Origin of the sequence: Mesorhizobium sp. M1334 (assembly GCF_040317995.1) — a bacterium.
Lineage (GTDB): Bacteria > Pseudomonadota > Alphaproteobacteria > Rhizobiales > Rhizobiaceae > Mesorhizobium.
On the sequence record NZ_JAMYLM010000006.1, the window covers coordinates 77,122 to 95,855 of the forward strand.

Below are 18,734 nucleotides of genomic sequence, written 5' to 3' on the forward strand. Positions count from 1 at the left end.
AGGACGCAGTGTTGCGTGAGGACGATGCCTTGGTCGCTGCGGCCGGCGATCGCGTACACGTCCTAGCGAAGCTGCCGGATCGCCTCGCCCGCCACCATCGCAACGGAAAGCGCGACGTTGATGCTGCGCGCTCCGGGCTGCATCGGGATGGTCAGGCGCGCATCCGCCGCCTCGTGGACGGCATCCGGCACGCCTGCGGATTCGCGGCCGAACAGGAGAATGTCGTCGCCGGCAAAGGCGAAATCCGTGTAGGCGGCAGCTGCTTTGGTCGACAGCAGCACCAGCCGCCGCTTGGCAAGCTTGCGCCAGTCCTCGAAGGCGTGCCAGTCGACATGCCGGGTGAGCGCCGCCATTTCGAGGTAGTCCATGCCGGCCCGTTTCAGCGCCCGGTCACCGAGCGGGAAGCCTGCCGGTTCGATGATGTCGACGCCGAGACCGAGGCAAGCGGCGAAGCGCAGGATTGTCCCGGTGTTGCCGGCGATATCAGGCTGGTAGAGCGCGATGCGGAGACGGTCGTTCATTTCCGCGTCTTTCTAATAAGTGGCAGATCAGCCACAGAGCTCTCGCGGTTTTGGAAATTCCTGGACTGGCGGGTCGTCATTTTCTGCGAAGTCGGTTATACGGCCAGCATTGTCAACCCGAACCGATGGAGGGGTAATTCATGATGGCCATGCACATCCACCACCTCTCTCGTGGGCTTACCAGCCCGACGGCGGTTTCGGTACGACGATTCTCCTGACCTTCTAGACTTCATCGCACCGATTCCCGCCGAAACCTTTTTCGGCCCTTGAAGGAATCCTGCGATGTTTTTCAAGCTGTGGAAGGGGCTGAACGCCCCACCTGAACGCGCTTCGACCGACGCCACCTTTGCCGCGCCGCGCATGCCCGCCGCCTGGGTTGGTTCACCCTTCTACCTGCATCTTCAACTGGAGGACGGACCGATGTTCGATCCCTGTAAAATACCCGGCTCAAGAAGCCTGCACGAGCGCAAGACCGCGACCTGGGCGCTTTTGATCGGCGAGACCCACTCGTCGGCGGTTCACGCCGAGACCCGCCGGCGTCCGCATCGCGGCATGCTGCCGGACGTCGATTTCTCGCGCGCCGTTCCGGACCATAGCCGGCCGTCGCTGGTGCGCCGGATCATCAGGCTGATCCGACCTGGTGCAAAAACCGGCGCGAAAATCCGGATCGTCAAAACGTCATCAGCATCGTCAACCGAGACTGTCGGCGAAAGGCCCGCGACAACCTATATAGCGCGAAGCAGGGCCGGCGAGGCGGACGATACCGTATCGCCGGTCCTTGACGCCCTGCGGTCTGGGCACCTCGTCCGTTCGCGTGCCGCGTGAGCGGGAAATTGTGAGCATCACTATGTTTAGCTGGTTTGAAAAAAGGCTCGATCCGTTCCCTGCCAAGGAGCCGGTCGAGCCGCCGCGGACACTGATCGCCTTCTGCGTGCATTACACGCGCGGCGCATGGCCCTACATCGCTCTCGATGCGGTACTGGTGACGGCCATCGCCCTTGCCGAGGTGTGGATGTTCGGCTTCATGGGCCGGATCGTCGACTGGCTGTCCGGACAGAATCGCGAGACGTTCCTGCAGACCGAAGGCTTGAAGCTGGCCGGCATGGCCTTCATCGTGGTTTTCGCGCTGCCGGCAACGGTCTGGTTCCATTCGCTGCTCAACCAGCAGACGCTGATGGGTAATTATCCGATGCGTATCCGCTGGCAGGTGCATCGGTACCTGCTCAAGCAGTCGATGAGCTTCTATCAGGACGAGTTTGCCGGGCGCATCGCGACCAAGCTGATGCAGACAGCGCTCGCCGTGCGCGAGTGCGTGATCAAGCTCATCGATGTGCTCAATTATATCGTCGTCTATTTTCTCGGCATGCTGTTCATTGTCGGCTCGGCAGACTGGCGGCTGGCTGCGCCGCTTGCCGTCTGGCTTGCCGGCTATGTCCTGCTGTTGCGCTATTTCATCCCGCGACTGGGCAAGGTCGGCGAGGAGCAGGCCAATGCGCGCTCGACCATGACTGGCCGTGTCGTCGACAGCTACTCCAATATTCAGACGGTCAAGCTGTTCTCGCATGCGCGGCGCGAAGCATCCTTCGCCAAGGACGGTATGGCCGGCTTTCTCGACACCGTTTACCGATCGATGCGGTTGGTGACGCAACTCTACGGCCTGCTCTATGTCCTGAATTCGCTGCTGTTGTTTTCGGTCGCCTCGATCTCGCTATGGCTGTGGCTCGGCCAAGCCGTGACGATCGGCGCTGTCGCCCTGGTCATCGGCCTCGTGCTGCGGCTCTGGGGCATGTCGCAATGGATCATGTGGGAGATGTCCACGCTGTTCGAGAATATCGGCACGGTGCAGGACGGCATCGCCTCGATCTCGCTGCCGCGCCTCGTCGAAGACCGGCCTAGCGCCAAGGATATTGCCGTGACCAAGGGCGAGATCCGTTTTGAGGACATCCGCTTCCACTACGGCAAGCAGAAGGGTGTGATCGAAAGCTTGTCGCTGACGGTGAAGCCGGGCGAGAAGGTCGGCATCGTCGGTCGATCGGGTGCCGGCAAGTCGACGCTGGTCAATCTTCTGTTGCGCTTCTACGACCTCGAAAGCGGCAAGGTCCTGATCGACGGCCAGGACATTGCGGCAGTGACGCAGGACTCGCTGCGGGCCCAGATCGGCATGGTCACGCAGGACACCTCGCTGCTGCATCGCTCGGTACGCGAGAACATCCTCTATGGCAGGCCGGACGCCAGCAACGAGATGCTGATCGAGGCGGCGCGGCGCGCCGAGGCGCTGGATTTCATTGCCGGCTTGTCGGATTCGAACGGCCGCAAGGGTTTCGACGCGCATGTCGGCGATCGCGGCGTCAAATTGTCCGGCGGCCAGCGGCAACGCATCGCCATAGCCCGTGTCATGCTGAAGGACGCGCCGATCCTCATTCTCGACGAGGCGACCTCCGCCCTCGATTCCGAGGCCGAGGCGGCCATCCAGGAGAATCTCTACAAACTGATGCAAGGCAAGACCGTCATCGCCATTGCGCACCGGCTGTCGACGATCGCGGCCATGGACCGGCTCGTGGTCATGGACAAGGGCCGAGTCATCGAGGAAGGTTCGCATGAGGAACTCGTTGCCAAAGGCGGGCTCTACGCCCAGCTCTGGCAACGTCAGTCGGGCGGATTCCTGCTCGACGACGGCCCTTCTGCCAACGATGCAGCCGCCAACGATGCAATCGCCAAGGGTGAAGCCGCCGAATGATGACTGCCATCTACCGCTGGTTCGAGAACTGGGTTTTTCCATTCCGGGAGCCCGCGGACCTTCGGCCACCTGCCGGCGTCAGGGGTTTCCTCTGGCATTATGTCGGGCAGGCGAAGATCGCCTTCTTCGCCATGCTGGTGATCGGCGGCATCGCGCCGCTGGTCGAAGCCGGACTGTTCTATTTCGTCGGGCGGCTGGTCGACATCCTCGACCAGCTTCCCGGCGAACGCGGCTGGCACGCGCTGTGGACTGCCGCCGGCCCGGAACTTGTCTTCATGATCGCGGTGGTGCTGGTCATCCGCACCATTGTCGTCGGTCTGTCGGCGCTGGTCGACGAGCAGACGATCACGCCGGGTTTCTATAATCTGGTGCGCTGGCAGGCGCATCGCCATGTCTCGCGCCAATCCTACGCCTTCTTCCAGAACGACTTTGCCGGGCGTATCGCGACCAAGGTCTGGCAGGCGGGACAGGCGACCGGCGATCTGATGGAAAGCTTCATTGAGGTCGTCTGGTTCATGGTCGTCTATACGGTGACGACGCTGGCGCTGGTCGCCGGGCTCGATCTCCGGCTGGCGGTGCTGGTGGTGATCTGGATTACGGCCTTCGGCTTGCTGGCCAGGCGCTATTTGCCGGCAATCCGCAAACATGCCGAAGCGACCGCCGAAGCCGGCTCGATGATCACCGGCCGCCTTGTCGATTCCTATTCGAACGTGCAGACGCTGAAACTGTTCTCGGCCGATGGCGACGACCACTACATCAGGAACGGCTTCGACATCTATCTCGACGCGCTGCGCCCGTTCACCCGCCGGCTGACAGGCGTGCGCATGGCGCTGACGATGCTGTCGGGCATCATGATCACGGCGATCGCCTGCTTCGCCGTTTATCTCTGCGTCGAGGGTTCGATCACAGTCGGCGCCGTGGCTTTCACGCTGTCTTTGGTGCTGCGGCTGAACATGCTGCTCGGCCGGCTGATGATGCAGCTCAACGGCATGTTGCGGAATCTCGGCGTGCTGGAGAACTCCAAGGCGCTGATCTCACAGCCGCTCGGCCTGACCGATGCGCCGGACGCGAAAGAGCTTGTCGTCGGCGGCGGGCGCATCGACGTCAGCAATGTCGAGTTCCACTACGGCAAGGGGTCCGGCGTGCTCAACGGCATCGACCTCGTCGTGCGGCCGGGCGAAAAGGTCGGCCTGGTCGGCCCGTCCGGCGCCGGCAAGACGACCTTGGTCAATCTGATCCTGCGCCTCTACGACCTCGAGAGCGGCAAGATCACCATTGACGGGCAGGACGTCTCCACGGTCACGCAGAATTCGCTGCGCGCCAATATCGGCGTCGTCAGCCAGGATACGGCACTTTTCCACCGCTCGCTGCGCGACAACATCAAGCTCGGCATGCCGGAAGCGACCGACGCCGAGGTGGTCGCGGCAGCGAAGAAAGCCGAGGCGCACGAGTTCATCCTCGGTCTGCGCGACAATCGCGATCGTATCGGCTACGAGGCCTATGTCGGCGAGCGCGGCGTCAAGCTCTCCGGCGGCCAGCGCCAGCGCGTGGCGATCGCCCGCGTCTTCCTCAAGGATGCACCGATCCTGGTGCTCGACGAAGCGACCTCGGCGCTCGATTCCGACATCGAGGCGGCGATCCAGGAAAATCTGGCAAGGCTGATGGAAGGCAAGACGGTCATCGCCATCGCGCATCGGCTGTCGACCATTGCGGCACTCGACCGGCTTGTGGTGCTCGACGAGGGCCGCATCGTCGAGCAAGGCACGCATGACGAGCTGGTCGGGCTCGACGGGCTCTATGCCAGGCTGTGGAAGCGGCAGTCCGGCGGCTTCCTGTTCAACGAGGAGAGCGCGCTGGCCGAGACCCGGCCGGCGGAGTAGTTTCTAAAAACCGGAGTAGACCATGGCGGTGAGAATGCCATCGAATTTCGGACGGTCCGGCGCGCAGGAGAGCGCGTTGGACCTGCTTGGCCATGAAATCCTCGGCGAGAAGGCGGCCGCGCTCGGCCGCGCCGGCCGGCGCGTCGAGGAAACATTGACGAGGCTGCGCGAGAATTGCGACAGTGTCGACCGTGCCCGGCTGCTCAGGGATGCAGCCGAAGCGGTGCACGGGTATTTCATACAGCGTGAACTCTGCGGCCTGCGCAAGCACGACGCGGTGATCCGGGAATACAACATTCCCAAGGCCGTGCTGGCCAGGCTCGGCGCCAGCGCATGATCCGAACCGGAACTGGTTTGGAAAGTGTTATTCCAGCCACTCGGTGATGAAGCTGCCGTTCTCGTGTATGTCGGTGGTTTCCAGCGGGCCTGGCCCGAGATTGGTGAATTTGTGCGGCGTGTTCGGCGGTACGACCAGGATCTGGCCGGCTGTGGCCTCGATCTGCCGGTCGCCGACGGTGAACAGACCGGTCCCGGTTCGGATGATGAAAATCTCGCAATAGGGATGGCTGTGCAGCCTCGGGCCGCCGCCGGTCTCCGGCAGGTAGTTAAAGATCAGGCAACTGTTGGAGCCGTAAGGCCCGCATTGCAACTCGCCTTGCCAGTGGTCGGGCAACTGGTCGGGCGCTTTGGCCCATTTGTCGCGGTCGATGACATGCGCCATGGGGCGAGGATAAACCGGGCGAGCGTCCGCTGTCGAGGTGAACGCAGCCGTTTGGTTTTGCTGCTGTTTTCCAATCGTTCCGCTGGGCAAATTACGCCCCCGCGACAATCTGCCCTTGTGCCTTCGCCCGTCTGGACAAAAACAGGCTTCACGCATAAACCCAAGTCCCAAATGCCGGAGGAATTCGCTAGCCTGTTCGCCATGCGCTGTCGGGCCGGCGCGATTGAGCGGGGAACAAGCTCGGCCGCCGGCACGGAAGAGGCGAAAGGATCAGGCACCCGTGAGCGCAACCGACACCCAGGATCCCAACCGTCGTGATTTTCTCTACGTCGCCACCGGCATGGCCGCGGTGGTCGGCGCGGGCGCCGTTGCTTGGCCGTTCATCGACCAGATGCGTCCGGATGCCTCGACGCTGGCGCTTGCCTCGGTCGAGGTCGACGTCTCGTCGTTGACGCCAGGAATGTCGCTCGTCGTGAAGTGGCGCGGCAAGCCGGTGGTCGTGCGCAACCGCACCGAAAAAGAGATGAAGGACGCCGAGGCGGTCAATCTCGCCGAGCTCAAGGATCCAATCGCCCGCAATGCCAACCTGCCGGCCGATGCGCCGGCGACCGACGCCAATCGAACCACGCCGGGCAAGGAAGCCTGGATGGTGATGGTCCAGGTCTGTACCCATCTCGGCTGCATCCCGCTCGGCCAGGAAGGCGATTTCGGCGGCTGGTTCTGCCCATGCCACGGTTCCGTATACGATACCGCCGGCCGCATCCGGAAGGGGCCGGCGCCGGAGAACATGGCAGTACCGGTGTTCCAATTCGTTTCCGACACCAAGATCCGTATCGGCTGAGGCAGGGGATATTTCCATGAGCGAGGGACACTCGACCTATACGCCCAAGACCGGTATCGGACGCTGGTTCGATTCGCGCATGCCGCTGCCCCGGCTGGTCTATGACAGCTTCATCGCCTATCCGGTGCCGCGCAACCTGAACTATGCTTGGACCTTCGGCGGCATCCTTGCGCTTATGCTGGCGGCGCAGATCCTGACCGGTATCGTGCTGGCCATGCACTATGCGGCCGACAGCACGCTCGCCTTCGATTCGGTCGAAAAGATCATGCGCGACGTGAATTCGGGCTGGCTGCTGCGCTATCTCCATTCCAACGGCGCGTCGTTCTTCTTCGTCGCCGTCTACATCCATATCTTCCGTGGCCTCTACTACGGCTCCTACAAGGCGCCGCGTGAGCTGCTGTGGATCCTCGGCTGCATCATCTACCTGCTGATGATGGCGACCGGGTTCATGGGCTATGTGCTGCCCTGGGGCCAGATGAGCTTCTGGGGCGCCACCGTCATCACCGGCTTCTTCACCGCCATTCCGCTGGTCGGCGACTGGATCCAGCAGCTTCTCCTCGGTGGCTTCGCGGTCGACAATCCGACGCTGAACCGCTTCTTTGCGCTGCACTACCTTTTGCCGTTCATGATTGCCGGCGTCGTCGTGCTGCACATCTGGGCGCTTCACGTCGTCGGCCAGAACAATCCGACCGGCATCGAGGTCAAATCGAAAACCGACACGCTCGCCTTCACGCCTTACGCGACCATAAAGGACGGGTTCGGCATGATCGTGTTCCTGTTCGTCTTCGCCTATTTCGTGTTCTACCTGCCGAATTATCTCGGCCATCCCGACAATTACACCGTGGCCAACCCGCTGAAGACGCCGGCCCACATCGTGCCGGAATGGTATTTCCTGCCGTTCTACGCGATCCTGCGCGCCATCACCTTCAATATCGGGCCCATCAACTCCAAGCTCGGGGGCGTGCTCTGCATGTTCGGCGCGATTGTCATGCTGTTCCTGGTGCCGTGGCTCGACACCTCGAAGGTGCGCTCGGCAGTCTACCGGCCCTGGTACAAGCTGTTCTTCTGGCTGTTCGTGGCAGACGCCATCCTGCTCGGCTGGCTGGGCTCGCAGCCGGCCGAGGGCAGCTATGTATTCATGGCGCAGATGGCGACGCTGTTCTACTTCGCCTTCTTCCTGGTAGCGCTGCCGGTGCTCGGGCTGATCGAAAAGCCGCGGCGGCTGCCGAATTCGATTACCGAGGCGGTGCTCGAGAAGAACAAGGGCGGCGGCGGACATCCGGCCGGTGCCACGACCGCGCCGGAAACCAAGGGCTGAGCATGATCCCGAAAAGTGGAAACCGGTACTCGGACAAGGTCATGCTCGAGACGATGACAGCGCGTCAGAGAATCTCAAGGGGAATTGGCATGAAAAAGATTCTCTCCTCGCTGGCGCTGCTTGGCCTTGTGGCCGCGGGCATGGGTGCCGCAAGCACTGGAGCCAGCGCCCAGGAAGAGGCGCACAATGAGGCGGCGCCGACGCATTTCCCGATACACGAACCGAAGGAAATGGACTGGAGCTTCGCCGGGCCATTCGGCACCTACGACAAGGCCCAGCTGCAGCGCGGACTGAAGGTCTACAAGGAAGTCTGCTCGGCCTGCCATTCGATGAATTTGGTGGCGTTCCGTACGCTGGAAGGCCTTGGCTATTCGGATGCGCAGATCAAGACGCTGGCGGCCGAATATACGATCCATGACGGCCCGAACGATGCCGGCGACATGTTCGACCGTCCCGGCAAGCCGTCCGACCATTTCCCGGCGCCATTCCCCAATGTCGAAGCGGCAGCGGCGGCAAATGGCGGCGCAGCACCGCCCGACATGTCGCTGCTGGCCAAGGCGCGCGGGGTCGAGCGCGGCTTCCCGCGCTTCGTGTTCGACATCTTTACGCAATATGCGCAGGGCGGCCCCGACTACATCCACTCACTGCTGACCGGCTACGACCAGCAGCCGCCGGCGGGCATGGTCATACCGGAAGGCACGCACTACAATCCGTACTTCCTGTCCGGCGTGTCGCTGAAGATGCCGAAGCCGCTCTCCGACGGCCAGGTTACCTATGATGACGGCGCGCCGCAGACGGTCGACCAGTACTCGCGCGACGTGTCGGCCTTCCTGATGTGGGCGGCCGAGCCGCACCTCGAGGACCGCAAGAAGACCGGCTTTCGCGTGCTGGTCTTCCTGCTGCTGTTCGGTGCGCTGGTCTACCTGACCAAGCGCAAGGTGTGGGCCGGCGTGGCGCACTGAGCCCTGCGATATACGAGAATGCGAGGGCGTCGAAAGGCGCCCTTTTCGTTGCAGGCATGTCGATTGATCGCAGCCGACGCTGAGCAAGGCCCTTTGCCGGACAATTTTCCGTCAGGCATCACATGGCGGTAGCCGGACTTGGCGGCGCCGGGTTACGATTGGCCCATTCCTTTCACGCCTTCAGCCGAATCTGAATAGCCCGGAGAGCCGCTCGATGAAATCCTCGCTCGAAGAGACGCTGCTTGCCGCGATCCGCACCATTCCGGATTATCCCAAGCCGGGCATCCTGTTTCGCGACATCACCACGCTGCTCGGCAATGCGCGGGCCTTCCGCCGCGCCATCGACGAACTGGTGCATCCCTATGCCGGCCTGAAGATCGACAAGATCGCCGGCATCGAGGCGCGCGGCTTCATCCTCGGCGGCGCCATCGCCCACCAGCTCTCGGCCGGCTTCGTGCCGATCCGTAAAAAAGGCAAGCTGCCTTACGAGACGGTGCGCGTCGCCTACAGCCTGGAATACGGGCTGGACGAGATGGAGATGCATAAAGACGGTGTTTCTCCAGGCGAGAAGGTAATCCTCGTCGACGATTTGATCGCCACCGGCGGCACGGCCGAGGCGGCCGTCAAGCTATTGCGGCAGATCGGCGCCGATATCCTCGCCGCCTGCTTCGTCATCGACCTGCCGGACCTTGGCGGCCGAGAGAGGTTAGAGGCGCTCGGCGTACCGGTGAGGACGCTGATCGGGTTTGAGGGGCATTGAGCGTTTCTTCCTTCTTTCCTGTGGGAGAGGGGAAGAACTCCGCTCACTCCACCTTCACCAGCACGGCACTTTCGAATTCGATGACCTTGTCGCCGGTCGAATCGAAGGCCTCTGAGCGGAGCGTCAGCAGCCGCCAGCCCGGTCGCGAGGCGATGGGGCGATGGGCCAGCGCGGTGCGGCTGAAAGTCACGGTTTCCCCGGCATAGACAGGTTTGGGCCATTTGAGGTTCTTGAAGCCGGGCGAGGGACCGAATTCCGGCACCGGCCCGGGGCCGGGCCAGCGGGCGACCTCTGCCTCCATGCCAGCCTGGAGGTTCAATTTCATCCAGGTGGCGGCGGTGTGCCAGCCCGAGGCGCAGAGCCCGCCGAATATACTGTTCCTCGCCGCCTCTTCGTCGATATGGAATATCTGCGGGTCGTATTTGCGGGCGAACGCCTTGATCGCCTCCGGTTCGAATCGATGTGAACCGAGCGTGACGGTGATACCGATGCAGAAGAATTCGTCGAGGCTCACGCACTGCCCTCGCGGGTGAGGAACATGACGGTGTTTTCGAGCTCGAAAACACCTTCGCCGCGCTGGTTGAACAACTCGCTGCGCATGGTCACCAGGCCAAGGCGGGGCTTCGATCTGGACAGTCGCTTGGCAAGGACGGTGGTGCTGCCGCTCAACAGGTCACCGGCCAGGACCGGCCGTTTCCATTTGACCTGGTCGACGCCTGGCGCGCCCTGGGAGGTCGAGTCGAGCAGGAAGGCATCGCACAGCATGCGCATGAACATGGCGCAGGTGTGCCAGCCCGAAGCCGCCAGCCCGCCGAGGATGCTGGCCTTGCCCGCGGCCTCGTCGAGATGCATCGGCTGGGCATCGAACTCGTCGGCGAATTCTATGATTTCAGCGGCGCTTACCAGCTTGGTGCCGAGGTCGAGCGAAGCGCCCTCGACAAAATCCTCATAAGCCCAGGTCTTTGTGGTCATGGTCTGGAAATCCTGTTCAGGATTGTACAATCGCTGCGCGTCGGGTCCCGGATGCAGGCAGGGCGGCATTTGGTCAAGCAATTTCTGGTGCGCCAGCCTGCTGTGCCCAAGCCGTAGCGCGCATTGACGACCCTATAGCCAGCCGCGACGGCGGAAATACCAGAAGGGCAGGATTGCCGAAAGCACCATCATGCCGATGGCGAAGGGATAGCCAAAGTGCCATTTGAGCTCAGGGATGATGTCGAAATTCATGCCGTAGATTGAAGCGACAAGCGTCGGCGGCAGGAAGATGACAGCGGCGACGGAGAAGATCTTGATGATGGCGTTCTGCTCGATCGAGATCATGCCCAGCGTCGCGTCGAGCAGGAAGCTGATCTTCTGCGACAGGAAGGTGGCGTGGTCGGCAAGCGACAGCACGTCGCGCGACAAGGTCTTGATGCGGGCGCGAGTATCCTTGCTCATCTTGGTCTGAGTGGAGGCATGGGCGAGAAAGCCGGCAAGGCGCTGCAGCGAGATCAGGCTGTCGCGGACCGAGGAGGCGAGGTCCTCCTTGCGGCCAATGCCTTTCAACAGTTCCTGGAAGTCACGGTTGCGCTTGGAAACCTTGGTCGATCGTGCCTCGAAGATGTCGCGCGAGATCGCCTCGACGTCGCGGCCGGCGCGCTCCAGAATGTCGGCGAGGCGGTCGACGATCGCCTCCAGCAGGCCAATCAGGATGGTGTCGCCGCTGGTGCAGCCGGTCGCCACCTTCTCGGCGCGCAGCGGAAAGGTCTTGAACGCCTTCGGCTCGTGGTAACGCACGGTGATCAGCCTGCTGCCGGCGAGCACGAAGGTGACCGGCGACATCAAGGGATCATCCAGTTCGGTCTGAGCCGGCAGAATGGCGGTCATGAAGTAGGCGCCGTCCTCGACGTAGAGACGGCTCGAGATCTCGATCTCCTCCATCTCTTCCCGGGTCGGAACGGCAATGCCGAGCCAGGTCTCGATCGTGGTCTCTTCTTCCTTTGTCGGACTGAGAAGGTCGACCCAGACGACAGCATCGCTGTTTTGCAGGAGATCGTCGACAACGCGCAGGCGATCATTGTCGACGACGAAGGCCTTGATCATCGCCGGTCTCCCTTGCTGTTGCTAAAGAGGGTTTCGTTCGGAAGGGGCGCGTCACTCAGATCGCACTGACATGGCCATGTGAGGCTCGAGACCAGCGCAGAGGCCCCTTAGACCGGGCGTGACGTGCCGTCAAGCAGCGGCAAGACGCCGCCGCGATGCCTGTTATGAAGTTGTGGCCGAGCAACAGCCATTGGGGAGGCCGGGCGGGTCTCGCCGGGTCAGGTGTTGAACTTGAACAGCATGATATCGCCGTCCTGGACGACATACTCCTTGCCTTCGTCGCGCGCCTTGCCGGCCTCCTTGGCCGCCACTTCGCCGCCCAGCCTGACGAAGTCGTCATAGGCGATGGTCTGGGCGCGGATGAAGCCGCGCTCGAAATCGGTGTGGATGACGCCTGCCGCTTGCGGCGCCTTGGCACCCTTGTGCACGGTCCAGGCGCGCGTCTCCTTGGGGCCGACGGTGAAATAGGTGATGAGCTGCAAAAGCTCGTAGCCGGCGCGGATCACCTTGTTCAGGCCGGGTTCGTCCAGGCCGAGCGTTGCCAGGAATTCCATTTCCTCTTCGTCCGAGAGCTGGGCGACTTCGGCCTCGATCGCCGCTGAAATCACAACGGTGCGGGCACCTTGCGCGGCGGCCATCTTCTCGACCGCCCTGGTATGCGTGTTGCCGGTGGCGGCGTCGGCTTCCGCCACGTTGCAGACGTAAAGCACCGGGTGTGAGGTCAAGAGATTCAGCCCCTGCAGGATGCGCAGATCCTCAGCCGAGATGCCGTTGAGCAGGATGCGGGCGGGCTTGCCGGCCTGCAGCAGCTCAAGCGCCGCTTCCATCATCGGAAGTACGGTCGCTGCTTCCTTGTCCTTGCCGGCGGCACGCTTGCGGATCTGCACGATGCGGCGCTCGAGGCTGTCGAGGTCGGCAAGCATCAATTCGGTCTCGACGGTCTCGGCATCGGCGACAGGATCGATGCGGCCCTCCACATGGGTAATGTCGTCATCCTCGAAGCAGCGCAGCACATGGACGATGGCGTCGACCTCACGGATGTTGGCGAGGAATTGGTTGCCAAGCCCTTCGCCTTTCGAGGCGCCACGCACCAGGCCAGCAATGTCGACGAACGAGATGCGGGTCGGGATGATCTCCTTCGACTTGCCGATCGCGGCGATCTTCTGCAGGCGCGGGTCGGGCACCGCCACCTCGCCGGTGTTCGGTTCGATGGTGCAGAACGGATAATTGGCGGCCTGTGCCGCCGCCGTCCTGGTCAACGCATTGAAGAGCGTCGACTTGCCGACGTTGGGCAAGCCAACGATGCCGCATTTGAAACCCATTTTTGTCTGGTCCTATCGGGAAATCGAATTTGATCAGGGCTATGGGCGAAAGCGCCGATGATCGTCAAGCCCTGAGCACTTATGCCCGCGGCGCTGACGGCGCCATGGCTCAGTCCTTGCCGCCAAAAAGCTTCTTCAGCATGGCCGCCATCGGGCCGGTTTCGGGCAGCTTGGCCGCCGGCTGCTGCGGCCGCGCCTGGCGGACGTGGCTTTGTGCCTTTGGCGCCTTGGGCGGCGGGCGGTCGTCGTCGCCCGTCGGCGTGAGCTTGTCGCGCAAGGCCAGCGTCACGCGGTTCATGAAGGAATTGTCGTCGCCCTCGGCAAGCAATCCGGCACCGTCGGCGATTGCGTCGAGCAGCACGTCCAGCCATTCGCGGTCGGCCTTGGCGAAATCGCCGAGCACATGGCCATGCACCATTTCCTTGACGCCGGGGTGGCCGACGCCGATGCGCACACGGCGAAAATCCTTGCCGACGTGCTGGTCGAGCGAGCGGATGCCGTTGTGGCCGCCGGAACCGCCACCGACCTTGACGCGCACCTTGCCGGCAGCAAGGTCGATCTCGTCATAAAAGACAGTCAGCGCCGAAGGGCCGAGCTTATAGAAGCGCAAGGCTTCGCCGACCGACTGGCCGGACAGGTTCATGAAGGTCTGCGGCTTGATCAGGATCACCTTTTCGCCGGCAAGCGTGCCTTCGGCGATCAGACCCTGGAATTTCTTCGACCAGGGCGAAAAGGAATGGCGGCGGGCGATCGCGTCCGCCGCCATGAAGCCGACATTGTGCCGGTTGCTGGCGTATTTCGCGCCCGGATTGCCGAGGCCTGCAAAGACAAGCATCGTCGCCTCCGGGCGGGAAGGAGTTACTTCTCTTCGGCGGCAGGAGCCGCTTCGGGCGCAGCCGCTTCAGTCGTCTCTTCTACCGCCTCCGGCTTCATCGCCGAGGAGCCGGCAATGGTCGCGATGGTGAAGTCGCGGTCGAAGATCACCGGCTTGACGCCGGCCGGCAAGGTGACGGCCGAAATGTGGATGGAATCGCCGATATCGGTGCCGGTGAGATCGACGGTGATGAAATCCGGGATCGCATTGGCAGGGCAGTGGAACTCGACCTCGTGGCGCACGATGTTGAGCACGCCGCCGCGCTTGATGCCGGGCGACTTGTCTTCATTGATGAAGTGCACGGGCACGTCGACATTGACTTCGGTATCCTTGCCGATGCGCAGGAAATCGACGTGGACCGGGAAATCCTTGACCGGGTCGAGCTGAAAATCCTTGGGCAGAACCTGGATCTTGTTGCCGTCGACATCGATCGTGGCGACCGTGGTCAGAAACCCGCCGCCATGGATCTTGTAGTAGATGTCCTTATAGGTCAGCGCAATCGCCAGGGGAGGCTGCTTGTCGCCGTAAATCACTGCAGGCACTTTACCGTTGCGGCGAACTGCACGGGCGGACCCCTTACCGACCTGTTCGCGCGCTTCGGCCTTGAGCTCGTAAGTATCGTGGCTCATGGCATTTCCTTTCGCGTTGTTCTGGAGCGTTCGCGGCCAGCGTGGCTGGGCCGTAAACGTCGAAAGCCGCCGGGTGAGGCGGCCTTCCGCCGCGTTGCCTCCAAGGGTGTCTACGCGGGTGGCGGCTCTATAGCGGAAGGCGAGCGGCGGTGCAAGCAAAAGGCAGGTATGGGCAGCATCTCACTGAATTTCGGCTTTGCGCCCTTGGCGGACGTTCAGTTGACAAACTTCCGCACAGGCGCGACTTACACGAGACACGACATCTTAGTCATCGCCACGCCAAGTGTTGTCATGTTCGATTTGTCAAGCCTGAGAGCAAGCCGTACTGGAAAGCGAACCGTTTACTGATTTCACGAAGTACAATGGGGTGACAGTCAGAGGGGAACGCAATGACGAGCGCAACGGACATTCTTGATGCCGTCGTCATCGGTGCCGGCTGGGCGGGGCTAGGTGTCAGTCATGCGCTGATGCAGCGCGGCTTACGTCACAGAGTGCTGGAGCGACATCGCATCGGTGAGACCTGGCGGACCCAGCGTTGGGACTCATTTCGGATAAATACCGCGAACATCCAAACGGTCATGCCCGGGGATAGCTATGTCGGCTCCGATCCCGACGGCGCAATGACAAGCGGCGAGTTTGTCGCGATGTTGGAGGACTATGCCCGCCGTCATGCCCTCCCGGTGGAAACCGGTACGCCGGTGACCGACCTTGTTGCGAGCGACGGCCTGTACCGGCTTACCATTCCGCGCGGTTCCCTGTGTGCGAGAAATGTGGTGATCGCCAGCAGTAACCAGAACTGCCCGGTGCGCCCGTCCTTCTCCGCTTTGTTGCCGCCCGAAGTCCGGCAGATCGACGCATCAGCCTACCGCAACGCATCCGGTCTCGACAGTGGAGCGGTGCTGGTGGTCGGTAGTGCCCAGTCGGGAGGCCAAATCGCCGAGGACTTGGCCCAAGCGGGGCGAACTGTGTTTCTCGCAACGAGCCGAGTCGGCCGGCTGCCCCGAACGTATCGAGGTCGTCACATCAGTGTCTGGCTGGTTCTTAGCGGACTGCTAGACGTGACGCGCAAGGAAATACTTGAACAGGGCCCAATCCCAGGAAGGCCGCTGCAAGGAGCGCTCCATACGATCAGCCTGCAGTCCCTCAGTGCGCAAGGCGTCGTCGTACTGGGTCGGCTCACGGGCGTCGACGACGGCCGCCTCTCGTTCAGCGACGAGGCGGAAGCGCATGTTCGCCATGCGGACGAGGGCTCCGCCAGAGTTCGAAGCCAGATCGACGATTATATCGCGCGCAACCGAATCGATGCCCCCGAGGCTGAGCCGGACCCGGCGGAGACGATTGAAGCGCGTCTGCCCAATCCACCGATCCGATCAATTGATCTCGCGGCGCGGGGGATCACGACGGTGATCTGGTGCACCGGTTTCACTGGGGATTTCGGATGGGTGCGCGTTCCCGATGTGCTCGATCCACACGGCCAACCACTGCACGAGAACGGGTTTGCGAGCGTCCCGGGTGTGTATTTTGCCGGCCTGCCTTTTGCAATCACCCGGCGGTCGGGCACAATATTGGCAATTGCCGAGGAAGCAGCCCTGGTGGCCGACGATATCGAGCGTCGTTTGGTAAGGATCGCCTCCGACCTCCCGATTCAGTGATCCCGACCGCAGACGAATCTCATCCGGTCGGCGGCTCTCTCCTCTCGCGAGATTTGAGCCATTCAAGATGAATGGCCGCGGAGGGTTAAAAGCCGAGGTTCAACCCGACGTGTCACCTGCTCGTGGTCAATGCTCCACTTTCCTGGCTTTCCGCATGTTCGGTAAGAACACCGTCAGTAGCCCGAGCAGCGGCAAATACGAGCAGACCTGGAAGACGAAGTCGATGCCTTTCATGTCGGCGACGACGCCAAGCACGGCGGCGGCGATGCCGCCCATGCCGAAGGCGAAGCCGAAGAAGATGCCGGCGATCATGCCGACGCGGCCGGGCACCAGTTCCTGGGCGAAGACGACGATGTTCGAGAAGGCCGAGGACAGGATCAGGCCGATCAGCACGGTGAGAACCATCGTCCACTCGAAATTGGCGTAGGGCAGGGCCAGCGTGAAGGGCAGCACGCCGACGATCGAGAACCAGATCATCGCCTTCTGCCCGTAGCGGTCGCCAAACGGGCCGCCGAGCAGGATGCCCAGGGCCGAGGCGCCGAGGAACAGGAACAGCATGACTTGCGACATCTGCACCGAAACACCGAACTTATGAATGGAATAGAAGGTGTAGTAGCTGGCAAGGCTGGAAATATAGGCGTTCTTGGTCAGTACCAGCAGCGTCAGCACCAGCAGCGCTCCCATCACCTTGCGGCGCGGGAAGGGCGAGACGAAACCTGCCGCCTTGCGGGTGCCCTGTGCGGCACGCAGGCGGCTGTACCAGCCGCCGACCTGCCACAGCACGATGATGCCGATCAGCGAGCCGCCGGCGAACCAGGCGATGCTGGTCTGGCCGAAGGGCACGACGATGAAGGCTGCCAGCAGCGGCCCCATAGCCTGGCCGAAATTGCCGCCGACCTGGAACAGCGACTGCGCAAGACCGAACCGGCCGCCGGAGGCGAAGCGGGCGATGCGCGAGGATTCCGGATGGAAGATCGCCGAGCCGATACCGATCAGCGAGGCGCCGATGAGGAGCAGGAAATAGTGTCCGGCGTAGGCCAGCACGACCAGTCCGATCAACGAGGAGGCCATGCCGTAGGGCAGCGAATAAGGCATCGGCCGCTTGTCGGTGATCATGCCGATCACCGGCTGCAGCAAGGATGCCGTCACCTGGAAAGTGAAAGTCAGGAGGCCGATCTGCCAGAAATCGAGACCGTAATTGTCCTTCAGCAGCGGATAGATCGCCGACAGCAGCGACTGCATGATGTCGTTGATGCAATGGCAGAAGCTCACCGCCAGGATGACGGTGAAGGCCGTCGCCTGAGCTGAGATGTGGCCGGCCGCTGCCGGCTCGCCCTCGGCGGTTGCTGTGGTATCTGTCAAGGCATGCTCCGTGGTTTTTTTTGGCGGGCACTTCCGCACGCGGTCTTATGGGCTGGCTGCCTTATACGTTGCTTGTCACGCGACTTCTTTCGTGGTTTGGTCCAATAGTTTCGCAAGTGGGCCATAGCTGATGCCGCATGGCAGGGAAATGTTCAAAGCGGGCGACGGTGATCTCGGGTTGTTGCATGAGCGTCGCTGGCAATGGCTGGAGCAGGCCGTTGGGCCGGCAGTGGCGCTGCCGACCGAATATCCGGACGGCTACCATGTGCCACGGCACCATCACAGCCGCAGCCAGTTGCTGCACGCGCTGGTCGGGGTCGTGCTGGTAACGACGCGGCATGGGCGCTGGATGGTGCCTCCCGACCACGCGATGTGGATCCCCGCCGGCACCGAACATTCCGTCGAGATGCTGGGCGACGTCAGCATGCGGTCCGTCTATGTGATGCCGGAGGCCATTCCCGGCCTGCCGGACGGGTTGCGCGTCGTCGGTATCACCGATCTGATGCACAGCCTGATCGTGGAATCGGAAAAGCTGCCACAGGGCGCCGAGTTGGAGGGGCGGGGCGGGCTGATCATGAAGCTCCTGCTGCACGAAATCCCGAACCTGCCGGAACGGCCGCTCGGACTGCCGTTCCCGTCCGACGCAAGACTGGCAGCGCTGTGCCGGCGCTTCGTCTCGGCACCGTCACCGCATGCGACGATCGACCAATGGGCCGCTCTCGTTGGCATGAGCCGCCGCTCTTTCACCCGCGCGTTCCACCGCCAGACGGGATTGTCGCTGTCGACCTGGCGTCAGCAGGCCTGTCTGTTCGCGGCGCTGCCACGGCTGGCCGACGGCGAGCCGATCACAAGGGTGGCGCTCGATCTCGGCTATGACAGCGTGCCGGCGTTCATCACCATGTTCAAGCGCATGCTGGGAGCCTCGCCACGCGGTTACATGCGGGGCGCCCGTGATGCTGGCGAAGGTGCGGCGAATAAACGGTCCGGCTCGGCCTGAGTCGCAGCCCTGAAGCGCGTAGCGTTCGACCGGCCTCATGCGACGCGCTTTGGATTCTTGTTTTTATGCATGTCGTTAT

General features: G+C 62.5%; 19 protein-coding genes. 10 read left to right on the forward strand and 9 right to left on the reverse strand.

Annotated features, from left to right (window positions below; translation table 11 throughout):
- Nucleotides 1-62 precede the first annotated feature (62 nt).
- On the reverse strand, nt 63-521 hold the full coding sequence (locus NKH17_RS13800) for a tRNA (cytidine(34)-2'-O)-methyltransferase (protein ID WP_352477988.1): 459 nt from the start codon (nt 519-521) through the stop codon (nt 63-65).
- 282 nt (nt 522-803) lie between these two features.
- Between NKH17_RS13800 and NKH17_RS13805 the strand changes: the two genes are divergently transcribed.
- The 4 genes from NKH17_RS13805 to NKH17_RS13820 are packed head-to-tail and all read left to right on the forward strand — an operon-like array spanning nt 804 to nt 5,475.
- Nucleotides 804-1,346: a hypothetical protein gene (locus tag NKH17_RS13805; RefSeq protein WP_352477986.1), complete on the forward strand. Its 543-nt coding sequence runs from the start codon at nt 804-806 to the stop codon at nt 1,344-1,346.
- Between the two features lie 22 nt (nt 1,347-1,368).
- On the forward strand, nt 1,369-3,258 hold the full coding sequence (locus NKH17_RS13810; RefSeq protein ID WP_352896104.1) for an ABC transporter ATP-binding protein: 1,890 nt from the start codon (nt 1,369-1,371) through the stop codon (nt 3,256-3,258).
- Nucleotides 3,255-5,138, forward strand: a complete 1,884-nt coding sequence (locus tag NKH17_RS13815) for an ABC transporter ATP-binding protein (RefSeq protein ID WP_352896107.1) — start codon at nt 3,255-3,257, stop codon at nt 5,136-5,138. Before NKH17_RS13810 ends, NKH17_RS13815 begins: the two co-directional genes overlap by 4 nt.
- Nucleotides 5,139-5,160: 22 nt before the next feature.
- On the forward strand, nt 5,161-5,475 hold the full coding sequence (locus NKH17_RS13820; protein ID WP_023679480.1) for a DUF6665 family protein: 315 nt from the start codon (nt 5,161-5,163) through the stop codon (nt 5,473-5,475).
- Nucleotides 5,476-5,502: 27 nt separating this feature from the next.
- On the opposite strand, the gene NKH17_RS13825 is transcribed toward NKH17_RS13820, so the two are convergent.
- Complete coding sequence (locus tag NKH17_RS13825; RefSeq protein ID WP_352822056.1) at nt 5,503-5,859, reverse strand: cupin domain-containing protein; 357 nt, start codon at nt 5,857-5,859, stop codon at nt 5,503-5,505.
- Nucleotides 5,860-6,139: 280 nt separating this feature from the next.
- Here NKH17_RS13825 and petA point away from each other — a divergent pair, with 280 nt between their 5' ends.
- The 4 genes from petA to NKH17_RS13845 all read left to right on the forward strand — a co-directional run bounded on the left by petA (nt 6,140) and on the right by NKH17_RS13845 (nt 9,740).
- Nucleotides 6,140-6,700 carry a ubiquinol-cytochrome c reductase iron-sulfur subunit gene (gene petA, locus NKH17_RS13830; RefSeq protein WP_352477980.1) on the forward strand — a complete coding sequence of 187 codons (561 nt, stop codon included), beginning with the start codon at nt 6,140-6,142 and terminating at the stop codon, nt 6,698-6,700.
- A gap of 16 nt (nt 6,701-6,716) precedes the next feature.
- The gene (locus tag NKH17_RS13835; RefSeq protein WP_352541008.1) at nt 6,717-8,018 is read left to right on the forward strand and encodes a cytochrome b; all 1,302 of its coding nucleotides are present in this window, start codon (nt 6,717-6,719) and stop codon (nt 8,016-8,018) included.
- A gap of 89 nt (nt 8,019-8,107) precedes the next feature.
- The gene (locus NKH17_RS13840; RefSeq protein WP_352477976.1) at nt 8,108-8,980 is read left to right on the forward strand and encodes a cytochrome c1; all 873 of its coding nucleotides are present in this window, start codon (nt 8,108-8,110) and stop codon (nt 8,978-8,980) included.
- Nucleotides 8,981-9,194: 214 nt separating this feature from the next.
- Nucleotides 9,195-9,740: an adenine phosphoribosyltransferase gene (locus NKH17_RS13845; protein WP_254819181.1), complete on the forward strand. Its 546-nt coding sequence runs from the start codon at nt 9,195-9,197 to the stop codon at nt 9,738-9,740.
- A 43-nt stretch (nt 9,741-9,783) separates the two neighbouring features.
- On the opposite strand, the gene NKH17_RS13850 is transcribed toward NKH17_RS13845, so the two are convergent.
- The 6 genes from NKH17_RS13850 to NKH17_RS13875 all read right to left on the reverse strand — a co-directional run bounded on the left by NKH17_RS13850 (nt 9,784) and on the right by NKH17_RS13875 (nt 14,644).
- Entirely contained in the window at nt 9,784-10,254 is a 471-nt protein-coding gene (locus NKH17_RS13850; RefSeq protein WP_352896113.1) for a MaoC family dehydratase, read from the reverse strand.
- Entirely contained in the window at nt 10,251-10,712 is a 462-nt protein-coding gene (locus tag NKH17_RS13855) for a MaoC family dehydratase (RefSeq protein ID WP_352477973.1), read from the reverse strand. Before NKH17_RS13855 ends, NKH17_RS13850 begins: the two co-directional genes overlap by 4 nt.
- A 132-nt stretch (nt 10,713-10,844) precedes the next feature.
- Nucleotides 10,845-11,819: a magnesium/cobalt transporter CorA gene (corA, locus tag NKH17_RS13860; protein WP_352896116.1), complete on the reverse strand. Its 975-nt coding sequence runs from the start codon at nt 11,817-11,819 to the stop codon at nt 10,845-10,847.
- A gap of 218 nt (nt 11,820-12,037) precedes the next feature.
- The gene (gene ychF / locus NKH17_RS13865; protein WP_352896118.1) at nt 12,038-13,141 is read right to left on the reverse strand and encodes a redox-regulated ATPase YchF; all 1,104 of its coding nucleotides are present in this window, start codon (nt 13,139-13,141) and stop codon (nt 12,038-12,040) included.
- Nucleotides 13,142-13,250: 109 nt separating this feature from the next.
- Nucleotides 13,251-13,976, reverse strand: coding sequence for an aminoacyl-tRNA hydrolase (gene pth, locus NKH17_RS13870; protein ID WP_254819186.1), 726 nt, complete (start codon nt 13,974-13,976; stop codon nt 13,251-13,253).
- Nucleotides 13,977-13,999: 23 nt separating this feature from the next.
- Nucleotides 14,000-14,644 (reverse strand): 50S ribosomal protein L25/general stress protein Ctc, encoded by a 645-nt coding sequence (locus tag NKH17_RS13875; protein WP_254819187.1) that lies wholly within the window; start codon nt 14,642-14,644, stop codon nt 14,000-14,002.
- A 389-nt stretch (nt 14,645-15,033) separates the two neighbouring features.
- Here NKH17_RS13875 and NKH17_RS13880 point away from each other — a divergent pair, with 389 nt between their 5' ends.
- Nucleotides 15,034-16,296, forward strand: coding sequence for a flavin-containing monooxygenase (locus NKH17_RS13880; RefSeq protein ID WP_352896121.1), 1,263 nt, complete (start codon nt 15,034-15,036; stop codon nt 16,294-16,296).
- A gap of 126 nt (nt 16,297-16,422) precedes the next feature.
- Here the strand turns inward: NKH17_RS13880 and NKH17_RS13885 are convergent, their stop codons facing one another.
- A complete protein-coding gene (locus NKH17_RS13885) occupies nt 16,423-17,658 on the reverse strand; it encodes an MFS transporter (RefSeq protein WP_254819189.1) in 1,236 nt (411 codons plus the stop codon).
- A 130-nt stretch (nt 17,659-17,788) separates the two neighbouring features.
- Here NKH17_RS13885 and NKH17_RS13890 point away from each other — a divergent pair, with 130 nt between their 5' ends.
- Nucleotides 17,789-18,655, forward strand: coding sequence for an AraC family transcriptional regulator (locus NKH17_RS13890; protein WP_352896124.1), 867 nt, complete (start codon nt 17,789-17,791; stop codon nt 18,653-18,655).
- Nucleotides 18,656-18,734: the final 79 nt, after the last annotated feature.